Origin of the sequence: Massilia aurea (assembly GCF_014200505.1) — a bacterium.
GTDB lineage: Bacteria > Pseudomonadota > Gammaproteobacteria > Burkholderiales > Burkholderiaceae_D > Telluria > Telluria aurea_B.
Genome location: NZ_JACHBX010000002.1, coordinates 481,525 through 496,209 on the forward strand (window position 1 = coordinate 481,525; position 14,685 = coordinate 496,209).

The 14,685-nt window shown below is 63.4% G+C and carries 14 protein-coding genes and 1 riboswitch; of the genes, 7 read left to right on the forward strand and 7 right to left on the reverse strand.

Going from position 1 to position 14,685, the window contains the following annotated elements; genetic code table 11:
- Positions 1-11: 11 nt before the first annotated feature.
- Complete coding sequence (locus HD842_RS11480) at positions 12-617, forward strand: 5-formyltetrahydrofolate cyclo-ligase (protein WP_183554500.1); 606 nt, start codon at positions 12-14, stop codon at positions 615-617.
- 145 nt (positions 618-762) lie between these two features.
- On the opposite strand, the gene metF is transcribed toward HD842_RS11480, so the two are convergent.
- From metF to metK, 6 genes are all read right to left on the reverse strand, one after another.
- Positions 763-1,593: a methylenetetrahydrofolate reductase [NAD(P)H] gene (gene metF / locus HD842_RS11485; protein WP_183554502.1), complete on the reverse strand. Its 831-nt coding sequence runs from the start codon at positions 1,591-1,593 to the stop codon at positions 763-765.
- Entirely contained in the window at positions 1,580-1,936 is a 357-nt protein-coding gene (locus HD842_RS11490; protein ID WP_183554504.1) for a phage holin family protein, read from the reverse strand. The genes metF and HD842_RS11490 overlap by 14 nt, the downstream gene beginning before the upstream one ends.
- 91 nt (positions 1,937-2,027) lie before the next feature.
- Positions 2,028-3,440: an adenosylhomocysteinase gene (ahcY, locus tag HD842_RS11495; RefSeq protein ID WP_183554506.1), complete on the reverse strand. Its 1,413-nt coding sequence runs from the start codon at positions 3,438-3,440 to the stop codon at positions 2,028-2,030.
- A gap of 29 nt (positions 3,441-3,469) precedes the next feature.
- Positions 3,470-3,542, reverse strand: a riboswitch (S-adenosyl-L-homocysteine riboswitch).
- Positions 3,543-3,638: 96 nt separating this feature from the next.
- Positions 3,639-4,262 carry a glutathione S-transferase family protein gene (locus tag HD842_RS11500; protein WP_183554508.1) on the reverse strand — a complete coding sequence of 208 codons (624 nt, stop codon included), beginning with the start codon at positions 4,260-4,262 and terminating at the stop codon, positions 3,639-3,641.
- 30 nt (positions 4,263-4,292) lie between these two features.
- Complete coding sequence (locus tag HD842_RS11505; protein WP_183554510.1) at positions 4,293-5,090, reverse strand: PhzF family phenazine biosynthesis protein; 798 nt, start codon at positions 5,088-5,090, stop codon at positions 4,293-4,295.
- 95 nt (positions 5,091-5,185) lie between these two features.
- Positions 5,186-6,352 (reverse strand): methionine adenosyltransferase, encoded by a 1,167-nt coding sequence (gene metK / locus HD842_RS11510; protein ID WP_183554512.1) that lies wholly within the window; start codon positions 6,350-6,352, stop codon positions 5,186-5,188.
- A 184-nt stretch (positions 6,353-6,536) separates the two neighbouring features.
- Here metK and HD842_RS11515 point away from each other — a divergent pair, with 184 nt between their 5' ends.
- Genes HD842_RS11515 through dapF form a run of 3 tightly spaced genes read left to right on the forward strand, consistent with a single transcriptional unit; the run spans position 6,537 to position 9,104 of the window.
- Positions 6,537-7,388, forward strand: a complete 852-nt coding sequence (locus HD842_RS11515; RefSeq protein WP_183554515.1) for a lysophospholipid acyltransferase family protein — start codon at positions 6,537-6,539, stop codon at positions 7,386-7,388.
- Positions 7,385-8,248: an LpxL/LpxP family acyltransferase gene (locus HD842_RS11520; RefSeq protein WP_183554517.1), complete on the forward strand. Its 864-nt coding sequence runs from the start codon at positions 7,385-7,387 to the stop codon at positions 8,246-8,248. Before HD842_RS11515 ends, HD842_RS11520 begins: the two co-directional genes overlap by 4 nt.
- Before the next feature lie 4 nt (positions 8,249-8,252).
- Positions 8,253-9,104, forward strand: a complete 852-nt coding sequence (gene dapF / locus HD842_RS11525) for a diaminopimelate epimerase (RefSeq protein WP_183554519.1) — start codon at positions 8,253-8,255, stop codon at positions 9,102-9,104.
- A 143-nt stretch (positions 9,105-9,247) separates the two neighbouring features.
- On the opposite strand, the gene HD842_RS11530 is transcribed toward dapF, so the two are convergent.
- The gene (locus HD842_RS11530) at positions 9,248-10,888 is read right to left on the reverse strand and encodes a tetratricopeptide repeat protein (RefSeq protein WP_183554521.1); all 1,641 of its coding nucleotides are present in this window, start codon (positions 10,886-10,888) and stop codon (positions 9,248-9,250) included.
- A 483-nt stretch (positions 10,889-11,371) separates the two neighbouring features.
- Here HD842_RS11530 and HD842_RS11535 point away from each other — a divergent pair, with 483 nt between their 5' ends.
- From HD842_RS11535 to HD842_RS11545, 3 genes are all read left to right on the forward strand, one after another.
- Positions 11,372-12,421: a porin gene (locus HD842_RS11535; RefSeq protein WP_183554523.1), complete on the forward strand. Its 1,050-nt coding sequence runs from the start codon at positions 11,372-11,374 to the stop codon at positions 12,419-12,421.
- 206 nt (positions 12,422-12,627) lie between these two features.
- Positions 12,628-13,908, forward strand: coding sequence for a porin (locus tag HD842_RS11540; protein WP_183554525.1), 1,281 nt, complete (start codon positions 12,628-12,630; stop codon positions 13,906-13,908).
- Positions 13,909-14,015: 107 nt separating this feature from the next.
- A complete protein-coding gene (locus HD842_RS11545) occupies positions 14,016-14,681 on the forward strand; it encodes a DUF484 family protein (protein ID WP_183554527.1) in 666 nt (221 codons plus the stop codon).
- Positions 14,682-14,685: the final 4 nt, after the last annotated feature.

A 14,685-nucleotide genomic window follows, 5' to 3' on the forward strand; every position in this document is an offset into this window, starting at 1 on the left:
GCATTGAAACCATGACCGGCGAACCAAGAATACCACGCGCTTCTGTGCCGCCACCAGACACAAGTGCTCTACAGCAACCACATCAAGACAAGGCGTTGTTGCGCGACACACTCAAGGCGCGCCGGCGTGCGCTCGATCCGGCCGACAAGGCCGCATGGGACCAGCGCATCGGTGCGCGGGTACTGGCCTGGTGGCACGCCAATCCCCACGCCTCGCTGGCCGTCTACTGGCCGCTCGCGGGCGAGCCGGACCTCGGCGCAGCGTACGCGGAAATGGCGGCGGCAGGCGTACGACTGGCGCTGCCCGTGGTCGTGGCGCGCCATGCGGCGCTGGAATTTGCCGAATGGCTGCCGGGCGAGCCGACCGTGGCCGACCGGATGGGTGTGGCGGTGCCAGCCGAGTTGCGCATGGTGGCGCGGCCGCCGGCATTGCTGGTGCCGTGCTTGGGATTCAATACTTTGGGGTATCGCGTGGGGTATGGCGGGGGATTTTATGACCGGACGCTGGCGCCCGAGCCGCGCCCGAGCACAGTAGGCATCGCGTATGCGTGCCAGTTGGTCGAATTCATCGGCGACGCGCACGATGTGCCGCTTGATCGGGTGATTACCGAAGCGTGATGTAAGCGGGCATATCGAACGTGGGTTGAACGCGTGGACGGCATAGCCATCCACCCTACCCTTAGCAGATCACGATAGCGTAGGGTGGGCCGGGACGCGCAGTCGGCTCCGCCGCCCACGCGTTCAATCACACTGGCGCAACCGCTCAAGGCCTGAGCCGCTGCCAGATCGCCGTCGTCGGCACTGCCTGGTTCATGCTGTAGAAATGCAGCCCCGGCGCACCGCCAGCCAGCAGCTTTTCGCACAAGCCAGTGACGACATCCAGACCAAATGCCTTGATCGACGCGCTGTCGTCGCCGAAGCTTGCCAGTTTGAGACGCACCCAGCGCGGGATCTCCGCGCCGCACATGTCCGAGAACCGCATCAGCTGCATGTAGTTCGTGATCGGCATGATGCCGGCCACGATCGGCACCGTCACGCCCAGCTTGCGAACATTGTCGACGAACGAAAAATACGCGTCGGCATTGTAGAAGTACTGGGTAATGGCAGCGTCAGCGCCGGCACTCACCTTGCGCGCGAACGCTTGCAGGTCGTCTTGCGGCGAACGTGCCTGCGGGTGCATTTCGGGATAGGCCGCCACTTCGATGCGGAACCAGTCGCCGGTTTCCTGGCGGATGAATTCGACCAGGTCGCTGGCATAGCGCAATTCGCCGGCGCCGCCGTAACCGCTCGGCAAATCGCCGCGCAACGCCACGATGCGCCGGATGCCGCTGTCCTGGTACTGCTTGAGGACGGCGCGGATCGACTCGCGCGTGGCGCCCACGCACGACAGGTGCGGCGCGGCTTCGTGGCCGGCGGCCTGGATTTCCTGCACCGTCTGCAGCGTACCCTGCTGGGTACTGCCGCCGGCGCCGAACGTCACCGAGAAATACCTGGGCTGCAACTCGGCCAGCTTGGCCCGCGTGACGCGCAGTTTCTCGGCGCCTTCCGGCGTCTTGGGCGGAAAGAACTCGATACTGAAATCAGGAGTTTCCATCTTTGTCGGAGAGAAGCAAGGAAGAAAGCGCCCACGAAATGATGCTGTACAGGATGGCTGCCAGGAAGGCCGACCAGAAACCGGCCACTTCAAAGCCCCCTATCATGTTCGCCACCAGCCAGAACAGCACAGCATTGATGACCAGGATGAACAGGCCCATCGAGAGCAGCGTCACTGGCAGGGTCAGCAGCACCAGCACAGGCCGGATCAGCGTATTGACCAGGCCCAGCACCAGCGCCGCGATCAGGGCGGTGCCGACGCTCGAGACTTCGACGGAGTGCATCAGGTAAGGCAGGGCCATCAGGGCCGCGGCATTGATCAGCCAGGTGATTAACAGGCGCATCGTTACAGACTTTCGTGGATTTGGATAAACGAAACGCCCCGAAAGGCGTTTCACAGAACAACGGAATAGCTAGTGCACAGTCCAGGACTGATTAATAGCGGTAGTGTTCCGGCTTGTACGGACCTTCTTGGCTCACCGTGATGTACTTGGCTTGCTCGTCGGTCAGCGTGGTCAGCTGGGCGTTCAGTTTACGCAGTTGCAGGCGCGCGACTTTTTCGTCCAGCTTCTTCGGCAGCGTGTACACGCCCACCGGATACTGCTCGGTGTTCATGAACAATTCGATCTGGGCGATCGTCTGGTTCGCAAACGACGAGCTCATCACGTACGACGGGTGACCCGTACCGCAACCGAGGTTCACCAGGCGGCCTTCGGCCAGCAGGATGATGCGCTTGCCATCAGGGAAGATGACGTGATCGACCTGCGGCTTGATGTTGTCCCACTCGTATTTCTTGAGCGCGGCAACTTCGATTTCGTTGTCGAAGTGACCGATATTGCAGACGATGGCCTGGTCTTTCATCTTGAGCATGTGCTGCTCGGTGATGACGTGGTAGTTGCCGGTGCAAGTCACGAAGATATCGCCGTGTTCGCACGCGTAATCCATCGTCACGACGCGGTAGCCTTCCATCGCCGCCTGCAGTGCGCAGATCGGATCGATTTCGGTGACCCACACCTGCGCCGACAGCGCGCGCATGGCCTGGGCCGAACCCTTGCCGACGTCACCGTAACCGGCGATCACAGCAACTTTACCGGCGATCATGACGTCGGTCGCGCGCTTGATGCCGTCGACCAGCGATTCGCGGCAACCGTACAGGTTGTCGAACTTCGACTTGGTGACCGAGTCATTGACGTTGATGGCCGGGAAAGCCAGCTTGCCGTCCTGGTGCATCTGGTACAGGCGGTGCACGCCGGTCGTGGTTTCTTCGGTCACGCCCTTGATTTCTGGCAGGCGCTTCGAGTACCACTTCGGATCACGTGCCAGACGGCCCTTGATCGCGTTGAACAGGCAGATTTCTTCTTCCGAACCCGGCTTGTCGAGCACCGAGATGTCGGTTTCAGCGCGCACGCCCAGGTGCAGCAGCAGGGTTGCATCGCCGCCATCGTCCAGGATCATGTTGGCGTGGCTGTCGCCTGGCCATTCGAAGATGCGGTGGGTGTATTCCCAGTATTCGTCCAGGGTTTCGCCCTTGACGGCGAACACTGGCGTGCCGACCGAGGCGATGGCCGCGGCAGCGTGGTCTTGCGTCGAGTAGATGTTGCACGATGCCCAGCGCACGGTGGCGCCCAGTGCTTCCAGCGTGCGGATCAGCACGGCGGTCTGGATCGTCATGTGCAGCGAGCCGGCAATGCGCGCGCCCTTGAGCGGTTGCGTGGCAGCGTATTCTTCCTGAATGGCCATGAGACCCGGCATCTCGGTTTCAGCGATGCGGATTTCTTTCTCGCCCCAGGCGGCCAGGGAAATGTCGGCGACCAGATAGTCGGCAGTTTCTTTGAGTACGGCGTTCATCACGCCCTCCTTTCAATGATTAGAAAAAAGTAACGTGAGCGCAGTTGCTGATATCCGAGCCTGGCTGAAAGGAGTCTTTCAGTCGCAACGCTCCTCGGAACGAAGTAGTTTAGCACGCTTGATCCGCCATGGATATGCTTGCCTGGACGAGCACCGGGACACGGCGTGACCCGACAGCAACGCCCGACGGTTCAATACTCACGGCTCGCCGTTGGCGCCGAACGTCCGGAATCCTGAACGTTCATTCAGTCGTTCCATGTACGCGAGCACGGCTGGATAGTTCGGCCGCTCCATCGGCGTGAGCAGCCAGCGGTTGACCGACAGGCCCAGCACGACGTCTGCCAGCGAGAATTGCGCGCCGGTCACGTAGGCGCCGGTGGTGGCCAGCTGGCGCTCGAGAATGCCGATATGCCGGTGCCAGCTGGCGATACTGGCCGCGATCTGGTCCGGATCGCGGTGCGCCGGGCTACCCCGCACCAGTCCCATGAACGCATAGCGCCAGGCATTGTTCAATTCGGTGGCTTGCCAGTCCATCCATTGCTCGACCAGCGCGCGGGCGCGCGGCGTGGGCGGCAGCAGGTGCTGTTCGGCGCTGTTGGCGCACAGGTAGCGGCAAATCGCATTCGATTCCCACAGCACGAAGTCGCCATCGACGATGACCGGCACCGTTGCGTTGGGGTTAAGCGCAAGGAAGGCTTCCTGCTGGGGCGACTGAAAGCCTGCGCCCCAGTCTTCGCGCTTGAACGGGATGTCCAGTTCGCTGCAGGTCCACAAGACCTTGCGCACGTTGAGCGAGGCAGCTTTTCCGAGAATTTTCAGCATGGGGTCTCCTGTGAAGTGAAAACGGATGATTCAAACGGTGATGCGGCCTTCGAGATACAACACGCATCCACCTTCGAGCTCGACCCGGCCGTCGACCAGCCGGCACGCCAGTTCGCCGCCGCGGCGCGATGCCTGGAAGGCGCGCAGTGTCGTCTTGCCCAGCCGTTCGCCCCAGTATGGCGCAAGCGCGCAATGGGCGCTGCCCGTGACGGGGTCTTCCGGCACACCCTTGGCCGGGGCAAAGTAGCGGCTGACGCAGTCGTAGTCGCCATCGCCCCGCGCCGTCACGGCCAGGCCAGGCCGCGGCAGGCGCCCGATGGCATTGAAGTCCGGCGCCAGTTCGCGCACGGCGCGTGCGTCTGCCAGCACCACCGTATAGCCGAATCCATCGTCGAGTACGTCGAGCAATTCGTGCGGATGACAACCCAGGGCGGCCGCCAAGCCGGGCGGTGCCGCCACTGGCACCAGTGTGCGGGCAGGGAAATTCAACACATAGCCGGTTGCTGAACGCCGTACCGGCAACGGGCCGCTTGCCGTGTCGAACACGACCTCGGTGCGACCGGGCTCGAGCCGTTCCATGACAACCGCCGCGCTCGCCAGCGTCGCATGGCCACACAGCGGCATTTCAACCACCGGGGTGAACCAGCGCAGCCGGTACTGTCCGTCATGCGGTACCAGAAACGCCGTCTCGGACAGGTTGTTTTCGGCAGCGATCGCATGCATCAGCGCCGTGTCGGGAAACGCGTCCAGCACGACGACGGCAGCCGGATTGCCGCCAAACAGCCGGTCTGTGAAGGCATCGACTTGATAGATGGGTAGTACCTGCATGGCGTCCTTGTATGGCAATGGGCAAGAAAAAACCCCAAAAACTGCAGGGCAATTTTTGGGGCTCAGTGTGCGGTCGCGGTGTGCGCGCCCGTAACTTAGGCGATGCCGGCCGCTGCGCGCAGTTCGGCTGCCTTGTCAGTGCGTTCCCACGTGAATTCCGGCTCTTCGCGGCCGAAGTGGCCGTAGGCGGCGGTCTTGGTGTAGATCGGACGCAGCAGGTCGAGCATCTGGACGATGCCTTTCGGGCGCAGGTCGAAGTGTTCGTTGACGAGCGCTGCGATCTTGTCGTCCGGGATCACGCCGGTGCCTTCGGTGTACACGGTGATATTGATCGGACGCGCCACGCCGATGGCGTAGCTGACCTGCACCTGGCACTGACGCGCCAGGCCGGCGGCGACGATGTTCTTCGCCACGTAGCGGGCAGCGTAGGCAGCCGAACGGTCGACCTTGGTAGGGTCCTTGCCCGAGAACGCGCCGCCGCCGTGCGGGGCTGCGCCGCCGTAGGTGTCGACGATGATCTTGCGGCCGGTCAGGCCGCAATCGCCCTGCGGGCCGCCGATGACGAAGCGGCCGGTCGGGTTGACCAGGAAACGCGTTTCCTTGAGCCACTCGCGCGGCAGCGTGGTCTTGATGATTTCTTCGATGACGGCTTCTTCGATCTGCGCGTGCGTGACGTCAGGGTGATGCTGGGTCGAGAGCACGACGGTGTCGACGGCCACCGGGCGGCCATTGACGTAGCGCAGCGTGACTTGCGACTTGGCGTCCGGGCGCAGCCATGGCAGGCGGCCATCCTTGCGCAGCTGCGACTGGCGCTCGACCAGGCGGTGCGCGTAATAGATGGCAGCTGGCATCAGCTCTGGCGTTTCATCGCAGGCATAGCCGAACATCAGGCCCTGGTCACCAGCGCCCTGGTCGAGGTCGATGCCCTTGCCTTCGTCGACGCCCTGGGCGATGTCCGGCGACTGCTTGTCGTAGCAGACCATGACGGCGCAACCTTTGTAGTCGATGCCGAAATCGGTGTTGTCGTAGCCGATGCGTTTGATGGTGTCACGTGCGACCTTGATGTAGTCGACGTTGGCGTGGGTGGTGATTTCACCGGCGAGGACGACGAGGCCGGTATTGCACAACGTTTCTGCAGCGACGCGGGCAGTTGGATCCTCGGTCAGGATCGCATCGAGAATGGCGTCGGAAATCTGGTCAGCCACCTTGTCTGGGTGGCCTTCGGAAACGGATTCAGAGGTAAAGAGATAGTCGTTCGACATGAAGGCTCCTGTTACGGGTCATAATTCTGCCGCAGCAAACTGAGCCTGCGACGCTTTAGCGACATTTATATTCCGCTTCGCAAGTTGTCTGTTAACTCGGCGGATCCTGCATAAAGTGGTATTTTACGCTTCCTTGGAATTTTGGTGTGGAAACGCGCGTGGCGTCCGCTACCCAACAATCGACATGCTAGTTGTACTTTTCCGGATACTTTCCGTTTTTCCCTTGCCACTCTTGCACGCCCTGGGCGCGGCGATGGGTTGGCTGGTGTATGGCCTGTCGCCATCGTATCGCAAGCGCCTGCGCGCCAACCTGGCCCAGGCCGGCTATGACGCGCACTGGCGCGCGGCCGTCGCCGAGGCTGGCAAGGCCGCCATCGAGCTCGCGTTCGTCTGGTGCGCCAACCCGCAGCGGGTTGCCAGGCATGCCACGGTGGAGAACTGGGACCTGGTCCAGGCCCGGCTCGACGCCGGCCGCGGGATTGTCTTTCTTACGCCACACCTGGGTTGCTTTGAAATGACGGCGCAGCAAATCGCGCTGCGCACGGCCTTGACCGTCATGTATCGCCCGCCGCGCAAGAGCGCGTTGAAGCCGCTGGTCGAAGGCGCCCGTGCGCGCCATAACCTGCATCTGGCGCCGGCCAATCTGTCAGGCGTGCGCATCCTGGCCAAAACCCTCAAAGGCGGCCAACCGATCGGCTTGCTGCCAGACCAGGTACCACAAGAAGGCGAAGGCGTCTGGGCGCCATTTTTCGGCCGCAATGCTTACACGATGACGCTGCCGGCCAAGCTGGCCCAGCTCGGCAAGGCCGACATCCTGCTGGTGTATGCCGAGCGCCGTCCGCACGGCGCCGGCTACATCGTGCGCTTCGTCGAGTTCGATGGCGACCTGTCCGGCACGGGTGCCGAGCAGGCAGCGGCCATTAACCGCGCGATGGAGCAACTCATTGCCCGCGCGCCAGCCCAGTATTTCTGGAGCTATAACCGCTACAAGCAGCCGGACGGCGTGGCAGGCCCGGACAGCGAGGCCGCACCATGAAGGTCTTGTTGGGATTTATGTGGTTGCTGCATTTCTTGCCGTTGCCCATTCTGGGCCGCTTCGGCGAAGCGATCGGCAGCCTGATGTTCGTGATCCTGGGCAAGCGCCGCAAGATCGCGCTGACCAATCTGCGCCTGTGCCTGCCAGAGCTCGATGAGCGCGCGCGCCGCACGATCGCCAAGCAGCATTTCCGCGCGTACGCCCGCAGCATCTTCGAGCGCTCGATCCTGTGGTGGGCACCGGAAGAACGCGTGCGCAGCCTGATCCAGATCGAACCATCGGTGCCGCTGGCCGCCATGCAGGACGGCCCGACAATTTTGCTGTGTCCGCACTTCGTGTGCCTGGATGTGGCCGGCATCGGCGCCCGTGTGATTCCTGTCTGCAGCATGTACGTGCCGCAAAAAAACGAAGACTTCGACCGCCTGCTGCGTCACGGCCGCGAACGCTACGGCCCGGTACGCCTGGTGACGCGCAAGGAAGGCATCAAGCCGATCCTGCGCGCACTGCGCGATGGCCTGCCTTACTTCATGCTGCCCGACATGGACTTCGGCGAAAAGGATGCCGACTTCGTGCCGTTCTTCGGCGTGCCGGCCGCGACCCTCACCGCACTGGGCCGCATTGCCGGCACGACCGGCGCCAAGGTCATCCCCGTGATCGCCACCTACCTGCCGAATTACCAGGGCTGGCGCGTGCGCTTTTATCCGGCCTGGGAAAACTACCCGGGCGACGATATGGTCGAAGCGACCCGCCGCATGAACGCTTTTATCGAAGAGCGCGTGCGCGAGGCGCCGGAACAATATTTCTGGACCCACAAACGTTTTAAAACCCGGCCGCCGGGTGAACCTTCGCTGTACGATTGAAGCCATGAAACTGAAATTCACCAAGATGCACGGCGCCGGCAACGACTTCATCGTCGTCGACGCGATCAACCAGCAAGTCGACCTGAGCGTCGATCAATGGCGCCGCCTGGCCGACCGCCGCTTCGGCATCGGCGCTGACCAGATCCTGGTCGTGGAACGCCCGACTGACGCGGGGGTGGACTTTCGCTATCGCATCTTCAATAACGACGGCGGCGAGGTCGAGCAGTGCGGCAACGGCTCGCGCGCCTTCGTGCGCTTTGTCGTCGACAAGGGGCTGACACAGGCGCACAGCATCCGCGTGCAGACCATGTCGGGCATCATCAACCCGCGCCTGGAAGACGACGGCAGCGTCACGGTCGACATGGGCGCCCCGCGCCTCGTGCCGGCCGACGTGCCGTTTGACGAGACCGGTCTGGCCGGCATGGTCCAGGGTAACGACACCTTGTGGCCGCTGCCGGTCGGCGATGAGACTGTCTTCGTGTCGGTCGTGTCGATGGGCAATCCGCATGCGGTGCAGGTGGTCGACGATGTCGATGCGGCGCCGGTGGAAGAAACGGGCCCGCTGATCGAGCGCCACGTGCGCTTTCCAAAACGCGTCAATGCCGGCTACCTGCAAGTGATGGACCGGCACCATATCCGCCTGCGCGTGTTCGAGCGCGGCGCGGGCGAGACGCTGGCCTGTGGCACCGGCGCCTGCGCCGCAGTCGTGGCCGGCATCCGGCGCGGCCTGCTCGATTCGCCGGTGCGCGTCTCGGCCCATGGCGGCGAACTCAGCATCGCCTGGGCGGGGCCGGGCCAGCCGGTGTATCTGAGCGGCCCGGCCGTGTCCGTGTTTGAAGGCGAAGTCGAGATCTGAGCTTAAACCCGCTCGGCCGTAAGGTGGGTGCGACCGGCGGGGCGGGTTCCCCGTCCACGCATCCAACGATCTCTGGTGCGTCACAACATCGGTTTATGTTGAACGCGTGGGCGGGAAACCCGCCCACCCTACCGACGTGCGCGTCAGGCCGCCAGTTCCACATTGGCCCCGGCCCCATCGTCGCTGTCAGGCGGCACGATATTGAGCAGCGTGCGCAGCCGGTACAGGCGCTGGCGGTAATTGCCTTCCGGCCCGGCCGGGCCGCAATCGACCGGCTCGAACAGGCGCACGATGCGATCGAGCGCCTGGCGCTCAGGCCCCGGCGCCACCATCACCAACCGCCGCTTGCTGCGCCCGTAACTGGCGCGGATATCGATGACCAGGCAGTGGCCCTGGTCGGCGGCGACCACATCGAGCAGCAAGGCTTCGGGGCGCGACAGATTGAACAGCTGCGCCAGTTCGAGACGTGCCGCCAGCAACGCATGCGGCGCCAGCACCCCGGCGTGCAGCGCCAGCAAGGCGCCCGTGTCGGTGTACGGCGTGGTGTAGAGGCGCGGCGCGATCTTGTGCAGCAGCCCGGCTGCGTCAGGCGCATCCTGCTGCGCCGCCTTTTGCAGCCAGTACACGGCCCGCACATCGTTGTTTTCATTTTCACGGCGCGCGCGCCAGGCGTTGTGGCCGCATTCGAGCTGGGCATCGCGATACCCCATCTCGGCCGCGCGTTCGAGGTAGCGCTGGGCATCGGCCACATTGCGTTGTGAGAATTCTGGCTTGATACAGATACGCGACAGCGCGTACCAGGCCTCGGCCAGCCCCTGCTCGCCCGCCAGTGTCAGCCAACGGATCGCCCGTTTGAAATTGGCCACGTGCGCGGCATGCGCATCGCCACTGCCAATGCGCCGGCCATCCACCCGCATGCGGGCCGAGCGCAGGCCCAGCGCCAGTTGCGCGTGGGGATCGTGTTCGGCGGCAGCCAGTTCCCAGAAGATGGCCAGCTCACCGGGATCGCAGGGCGCCGGCGCCGCGCCGGCCGCCTCACCTACGTCACTGATGCCACCGACGCCATAAACCCCATCGAGCGCAGGATCCAGCAGACGCGCGCAGCGCGACAGCAGCGTGATCTCATCCGGTGCGAACCGGCGCAGTTCACCGGGTTCGCCGTGTTCATCGACCAGCGCCCGCGCCTGCGGCAACGCCATGCGCAGATAGTCGGTCCAGCGCCGCGCGAACCACAGCGCGTCGAGGCCGGCATGCTGGGCCATGGCGGCGGACTGCGCGGGCGAGAGTCGTGCGCCATGTTGCGCGCCATGCACCGCCTGCGTACGCGCCGCCATGGCCGGCGTGGCCGCCGCCCTGCTGGCGGCCTGCTCGTGTTGCCGGGTCAATAGCACCTGGGCATGCAAAAAACCAGCCCGCGCGGCGTCTTCGAGCGCGCGCACGGCTTTCGGCTGCTGCTGCTGCGCGACCGGCGCCAGGGGATCGAGCACCAGTTGCGCAAACACGAGGCCGGCATGCACGCTGCCATCGTCATACGCGCGTTCGTACCATTGCGACACGCCTGCTGCATCGCGCTGCGCCAGTTCAAACGGGATATGGTTGCCGATCAATTGCCACGCTGGCGGACAATCTTGTCGCGCCGCGCGCTCCAGCCAGTGCAGCGCCGTAGGAAGGCTTTGCGGCAAGCTGCTGCTGCCAAATAGGTACAGCTTGCCCAGCGCGAGCTGGGCCATCACCTGGCCGGCACGGGCATTGCGGATGATTGCCAGTTCTTCGCGGTTAGCCATCGTTGGAGTACGTGAAAGACATGACGTGAAAGCCATGGAAAGTGTGCCTGCGACACACAGCGGCAACGTGGAAGTTGCAAATATACAAGCTATCGGCACCATGCGGCGCTGCTGTGCGAACGAGGCCAAAGTCTACGCCGTGGCAGATGGCGATTCGATTGGATTCCGGAGCCGATTGAGAGGTCACAAAACAGCACGAATCCGATGAAACTGTTTCGGATATTCGCAAGACAAACGGTCAGGCTGAGGCCGGCAACGTCGGGTTACCCCGTCGACATGTGCTGCACTACCCCAATTTCCAACGGTCGTTTCAAAAATACAACAGCACGGTTCGATTTATTGGCAAGGAGCGCGGCGGCCCCCCGATAATTGACGGATTAGCTAGTCTTGACGTTTGAAAGATTTAAGGTGCACGTATCGCGCGTTCAGCCAGGTCTCAACGCTCCAGATGTACGTGTTCACTTTATTGACAGGATTACCCCGATGAAGACCTCTCTCCTGGCTGTCGCACTGCTTGGCGCTTGCGCCGGTGCGGCCCATGCGCAGACGTCAGTACAGGTCTACGGCAACCTCGATGCCGGCATCGTCAAACGCAGCAGCCAGAACGTCAGCATCGGCAAGCGCTCGGCCAACACCCTGGGCTTCAAGGGCACCGAAGAACTGGGCAATGGCCTCAAGGCCCTGTTCCAACTTGAAACGCGCTATGAGCCAGACACCGGCAGCGCCGAAATCGGCCCCGATGGCAATGGCCGCCGGTTGTTCCAGGGCCAGAGCCGCGTCGGCCTGCAGGGCGACTTCGGCATGCTGCGCATCGGCCGCGGCCTGACCCCGTTCCACGAAACCATCGGCGCCTTCGAGCCGTTCCACGCGATCGAAACCGCGGGCGGCTTTTATACCGATCTGAGCGTGGCCGGCTACAGCTCGCAGCCCCTCGACCCGGTGGGTTCCACCGCCAACCGCTGGTCGAACGCGGTCTGGTACAACTCGCCGGTCGTGAACGGCTTCCAGCTCAACACGGCCATCGCCACCAAAGAAAACAATGGCGCCGTCGCCATCATCGGCCGCGGCAGTGCAGCAGCGCCGCAGTATGCGGCCGGCACTGAAGCCTCAACCAATCCGTTCTCCATCTCCGGCACCTACAACAACGGCCCGGCTGCGCTGATGGCGGCTTATGAGCGCAACGCCGTCGAATCGAAGGTCTGGTCGATCGGTGCATCGGTCAGCCCGACGCCCGAACTCAAGCTGATGGGCACGTTCACACGGCTCGACGAAGACAATACGCGCCTGTTCAATACCGACACCAGTTCGTGGGTCGTGGGCGCGAATTACACGGTCGGCCCCGGGAAATTCCTCGCTGGCTATGGTCAGAAGGACACCGATGGCCTGGAAAAGGTCAAGCAACTGTCGCTGGGCTACGAGTACAGCCTGTCCAAGCGCACTTATCTGTACTTTGACGTGTCGCGCAAAAAAGGCGTCCCGGCCGCCCCGGGCACGATCAACCAGTACGACATCGGTATTCACCACACGTTCTAACACTCCTGGAGCGGCCAGCAACGGCTCGAGGGCGGACACCGGCAACGGTGTTCGCCCTTGTCGCAGGCGACGCTCTGTAGCCTTTTCACAACGACAACGCGCCACCAGGCCCCATCCGAACGAGCGTTCTGTACAGTGCAGCAAGGCAATGGCATATTTGCGTAGCGGGCTCATGCCACGCGACAAGAAAATAATATGGAGACACCATGAAAAAATGCCTTATCGCCGCCCTGCTCGGCGCGACCTTCGCAAGCACCGCTCTGGCCCAGACCAGCGTCCAGATCTACGGCATTGCTGATGCCGGCGTGATGTGGCAAAAAGGCGGCCCGACCAAGATCTACAGCGGCGGCGCCGACGGTTCGCGCCTCGGCCTGCGCGGCTCCGAAGACCTGGGCAATGGCTACAAGGCGATTTTCAATCTTGAAGCCCGCGTCGAACTCGACACCGGTTCGCAGCAGCCAACGCTGATGAACGACAATCCGGGCCGCTACCTGCTGCGCGGCATGGAACGCATTCCGGTCGCGATCCGCGACCGCCTGCAAGCGGCCATCCAGCCGCCGGGCGGCCCTGCAGTCAACCAGGAAAAAGCCCTGTTCGACCGCACCTCGATGGTCGGCCTGATCACCCCGATCGGCGCCGTGCTGCTGGGCCGCATGTACACGCCGGGCTACGAAGTGTTCAATATGGCCGATGCCTTTGAATCGGGCACGGCCGGCACCTGGGGCCACGTCACGGGCGGCACCGCCGGCTTTACCGCACTGGGCGCGGACATCCGCTCGCAGGAAGCCATCCAGTACCGCATCGCGTTGCCCAATGGCCTGGGCGGCTCGGTCATGTACGGCGCGCGCAATTCGGGTTACCTCGGCCGCTACAACAAGTTCCGCGCCGGCGCGGTGACGTACAAAGCCAACGGTTTCGACGTCGGCGTCGGCTACAACCACGGCTACGACCAGCAGAACCGGCCGAGCCTGCGCACGCTGACCGTTGGCGGCTCTTACGCGCTGGGCGAGAGCTGGAAATTCTTCGCTGGCTTCCACAGCCAGCGCAACGAGAACTCGGCGCTGATCCCGGATTACCTGAATGGCTGGGATCAAGCCGTGGCACCAGCACTGACCGCGCAAGGCATTCCACTGCCAAACCAGCTGGCCCTGCGCGGTATCTTCGCCAACGCGATTTCGGCCAACACCAAGCAGGACGCCAACAGCTACCAGGTCGGCGTCCACTACAAGATCGGCAATGGCCGCGTCGTCGCGTCGTACGCGCACCAGAACGACCGCACCGCGTCCAACAGCGATGCCAATCTGTACGCGCTGGGCTACAACTACTACCTGTCCAAGCGTACCGACCTGTACACGGCGCTGGCGTTCATCAAGAACGACAACGAAGCCCAGTATTCGCCAGGCACCTCGGGCAATCCGGGCGGCTTTACCGAAGCGCCGGGCGCCGATGGCCGCGCCTTGCAGCTAGGTATCCGTCACCGCTTCTGACCGCGCCCGCGTTCACGCAAAGACGCCTGCGGGCGTCTTTTTTGTTCTCGGGTGCAACGCCCAGCGTCGGTTAAAATGATCCGATCCATTTCAATACCTTATTCCCCATGAGCACTGCACCACTGGACGCCAGCACTGTTGCGCAATACCTGACCGATCATCCGGAGTTCTTCCAGGAGCAAGCCGGCCTGCTGGGTGAAGTGAAACTGTCGAGTCCGCTGACCGGCCGCACCGTGTCGCTCCAGGAACGCCAGATGGAAGTGATGCGCGACAAGTACCGCGCGCTTGAACTGCGCCTGTCCGACCTGTCGCGCCGCGCCGAAGAAAACGCCGGCATCGCCAACCGCTTTCACGCCTGGACCCAGGCCCTCTTGGTCTCGAAAGGCGGCGCCGCGATGGCGCGCGACCTGACCGAGGGTTTACGCACCCACTTCACCGTGCCGCAAGTGACCTTGCGCCTGTGGCACGTGGCCCCGGAACATGCCGATGCCTGGTTTGCCAGCAATGTCTCGGACGACGCACGCATCTTCGCCAACAGCCTGCGCGCGCCATATTGCGGTCCGAACAATGATTTCGAAGCGGTGCGCTGGCTGGACGACGCCGAATCGATTCGCTCGACGGTGATGCTGCCGCTCGGCGCGCCGGGCCAGAGCTTTGGCCTCCTGGTGCTCGGTTCGCCCGATCCGGCGCGCTTTACCACCGCGATGGCAACCGATTTCCTCGTCCACATCGCTGCCACCGCCACCACCGCCCTGGCGCCACTGCGCACTTGACCAG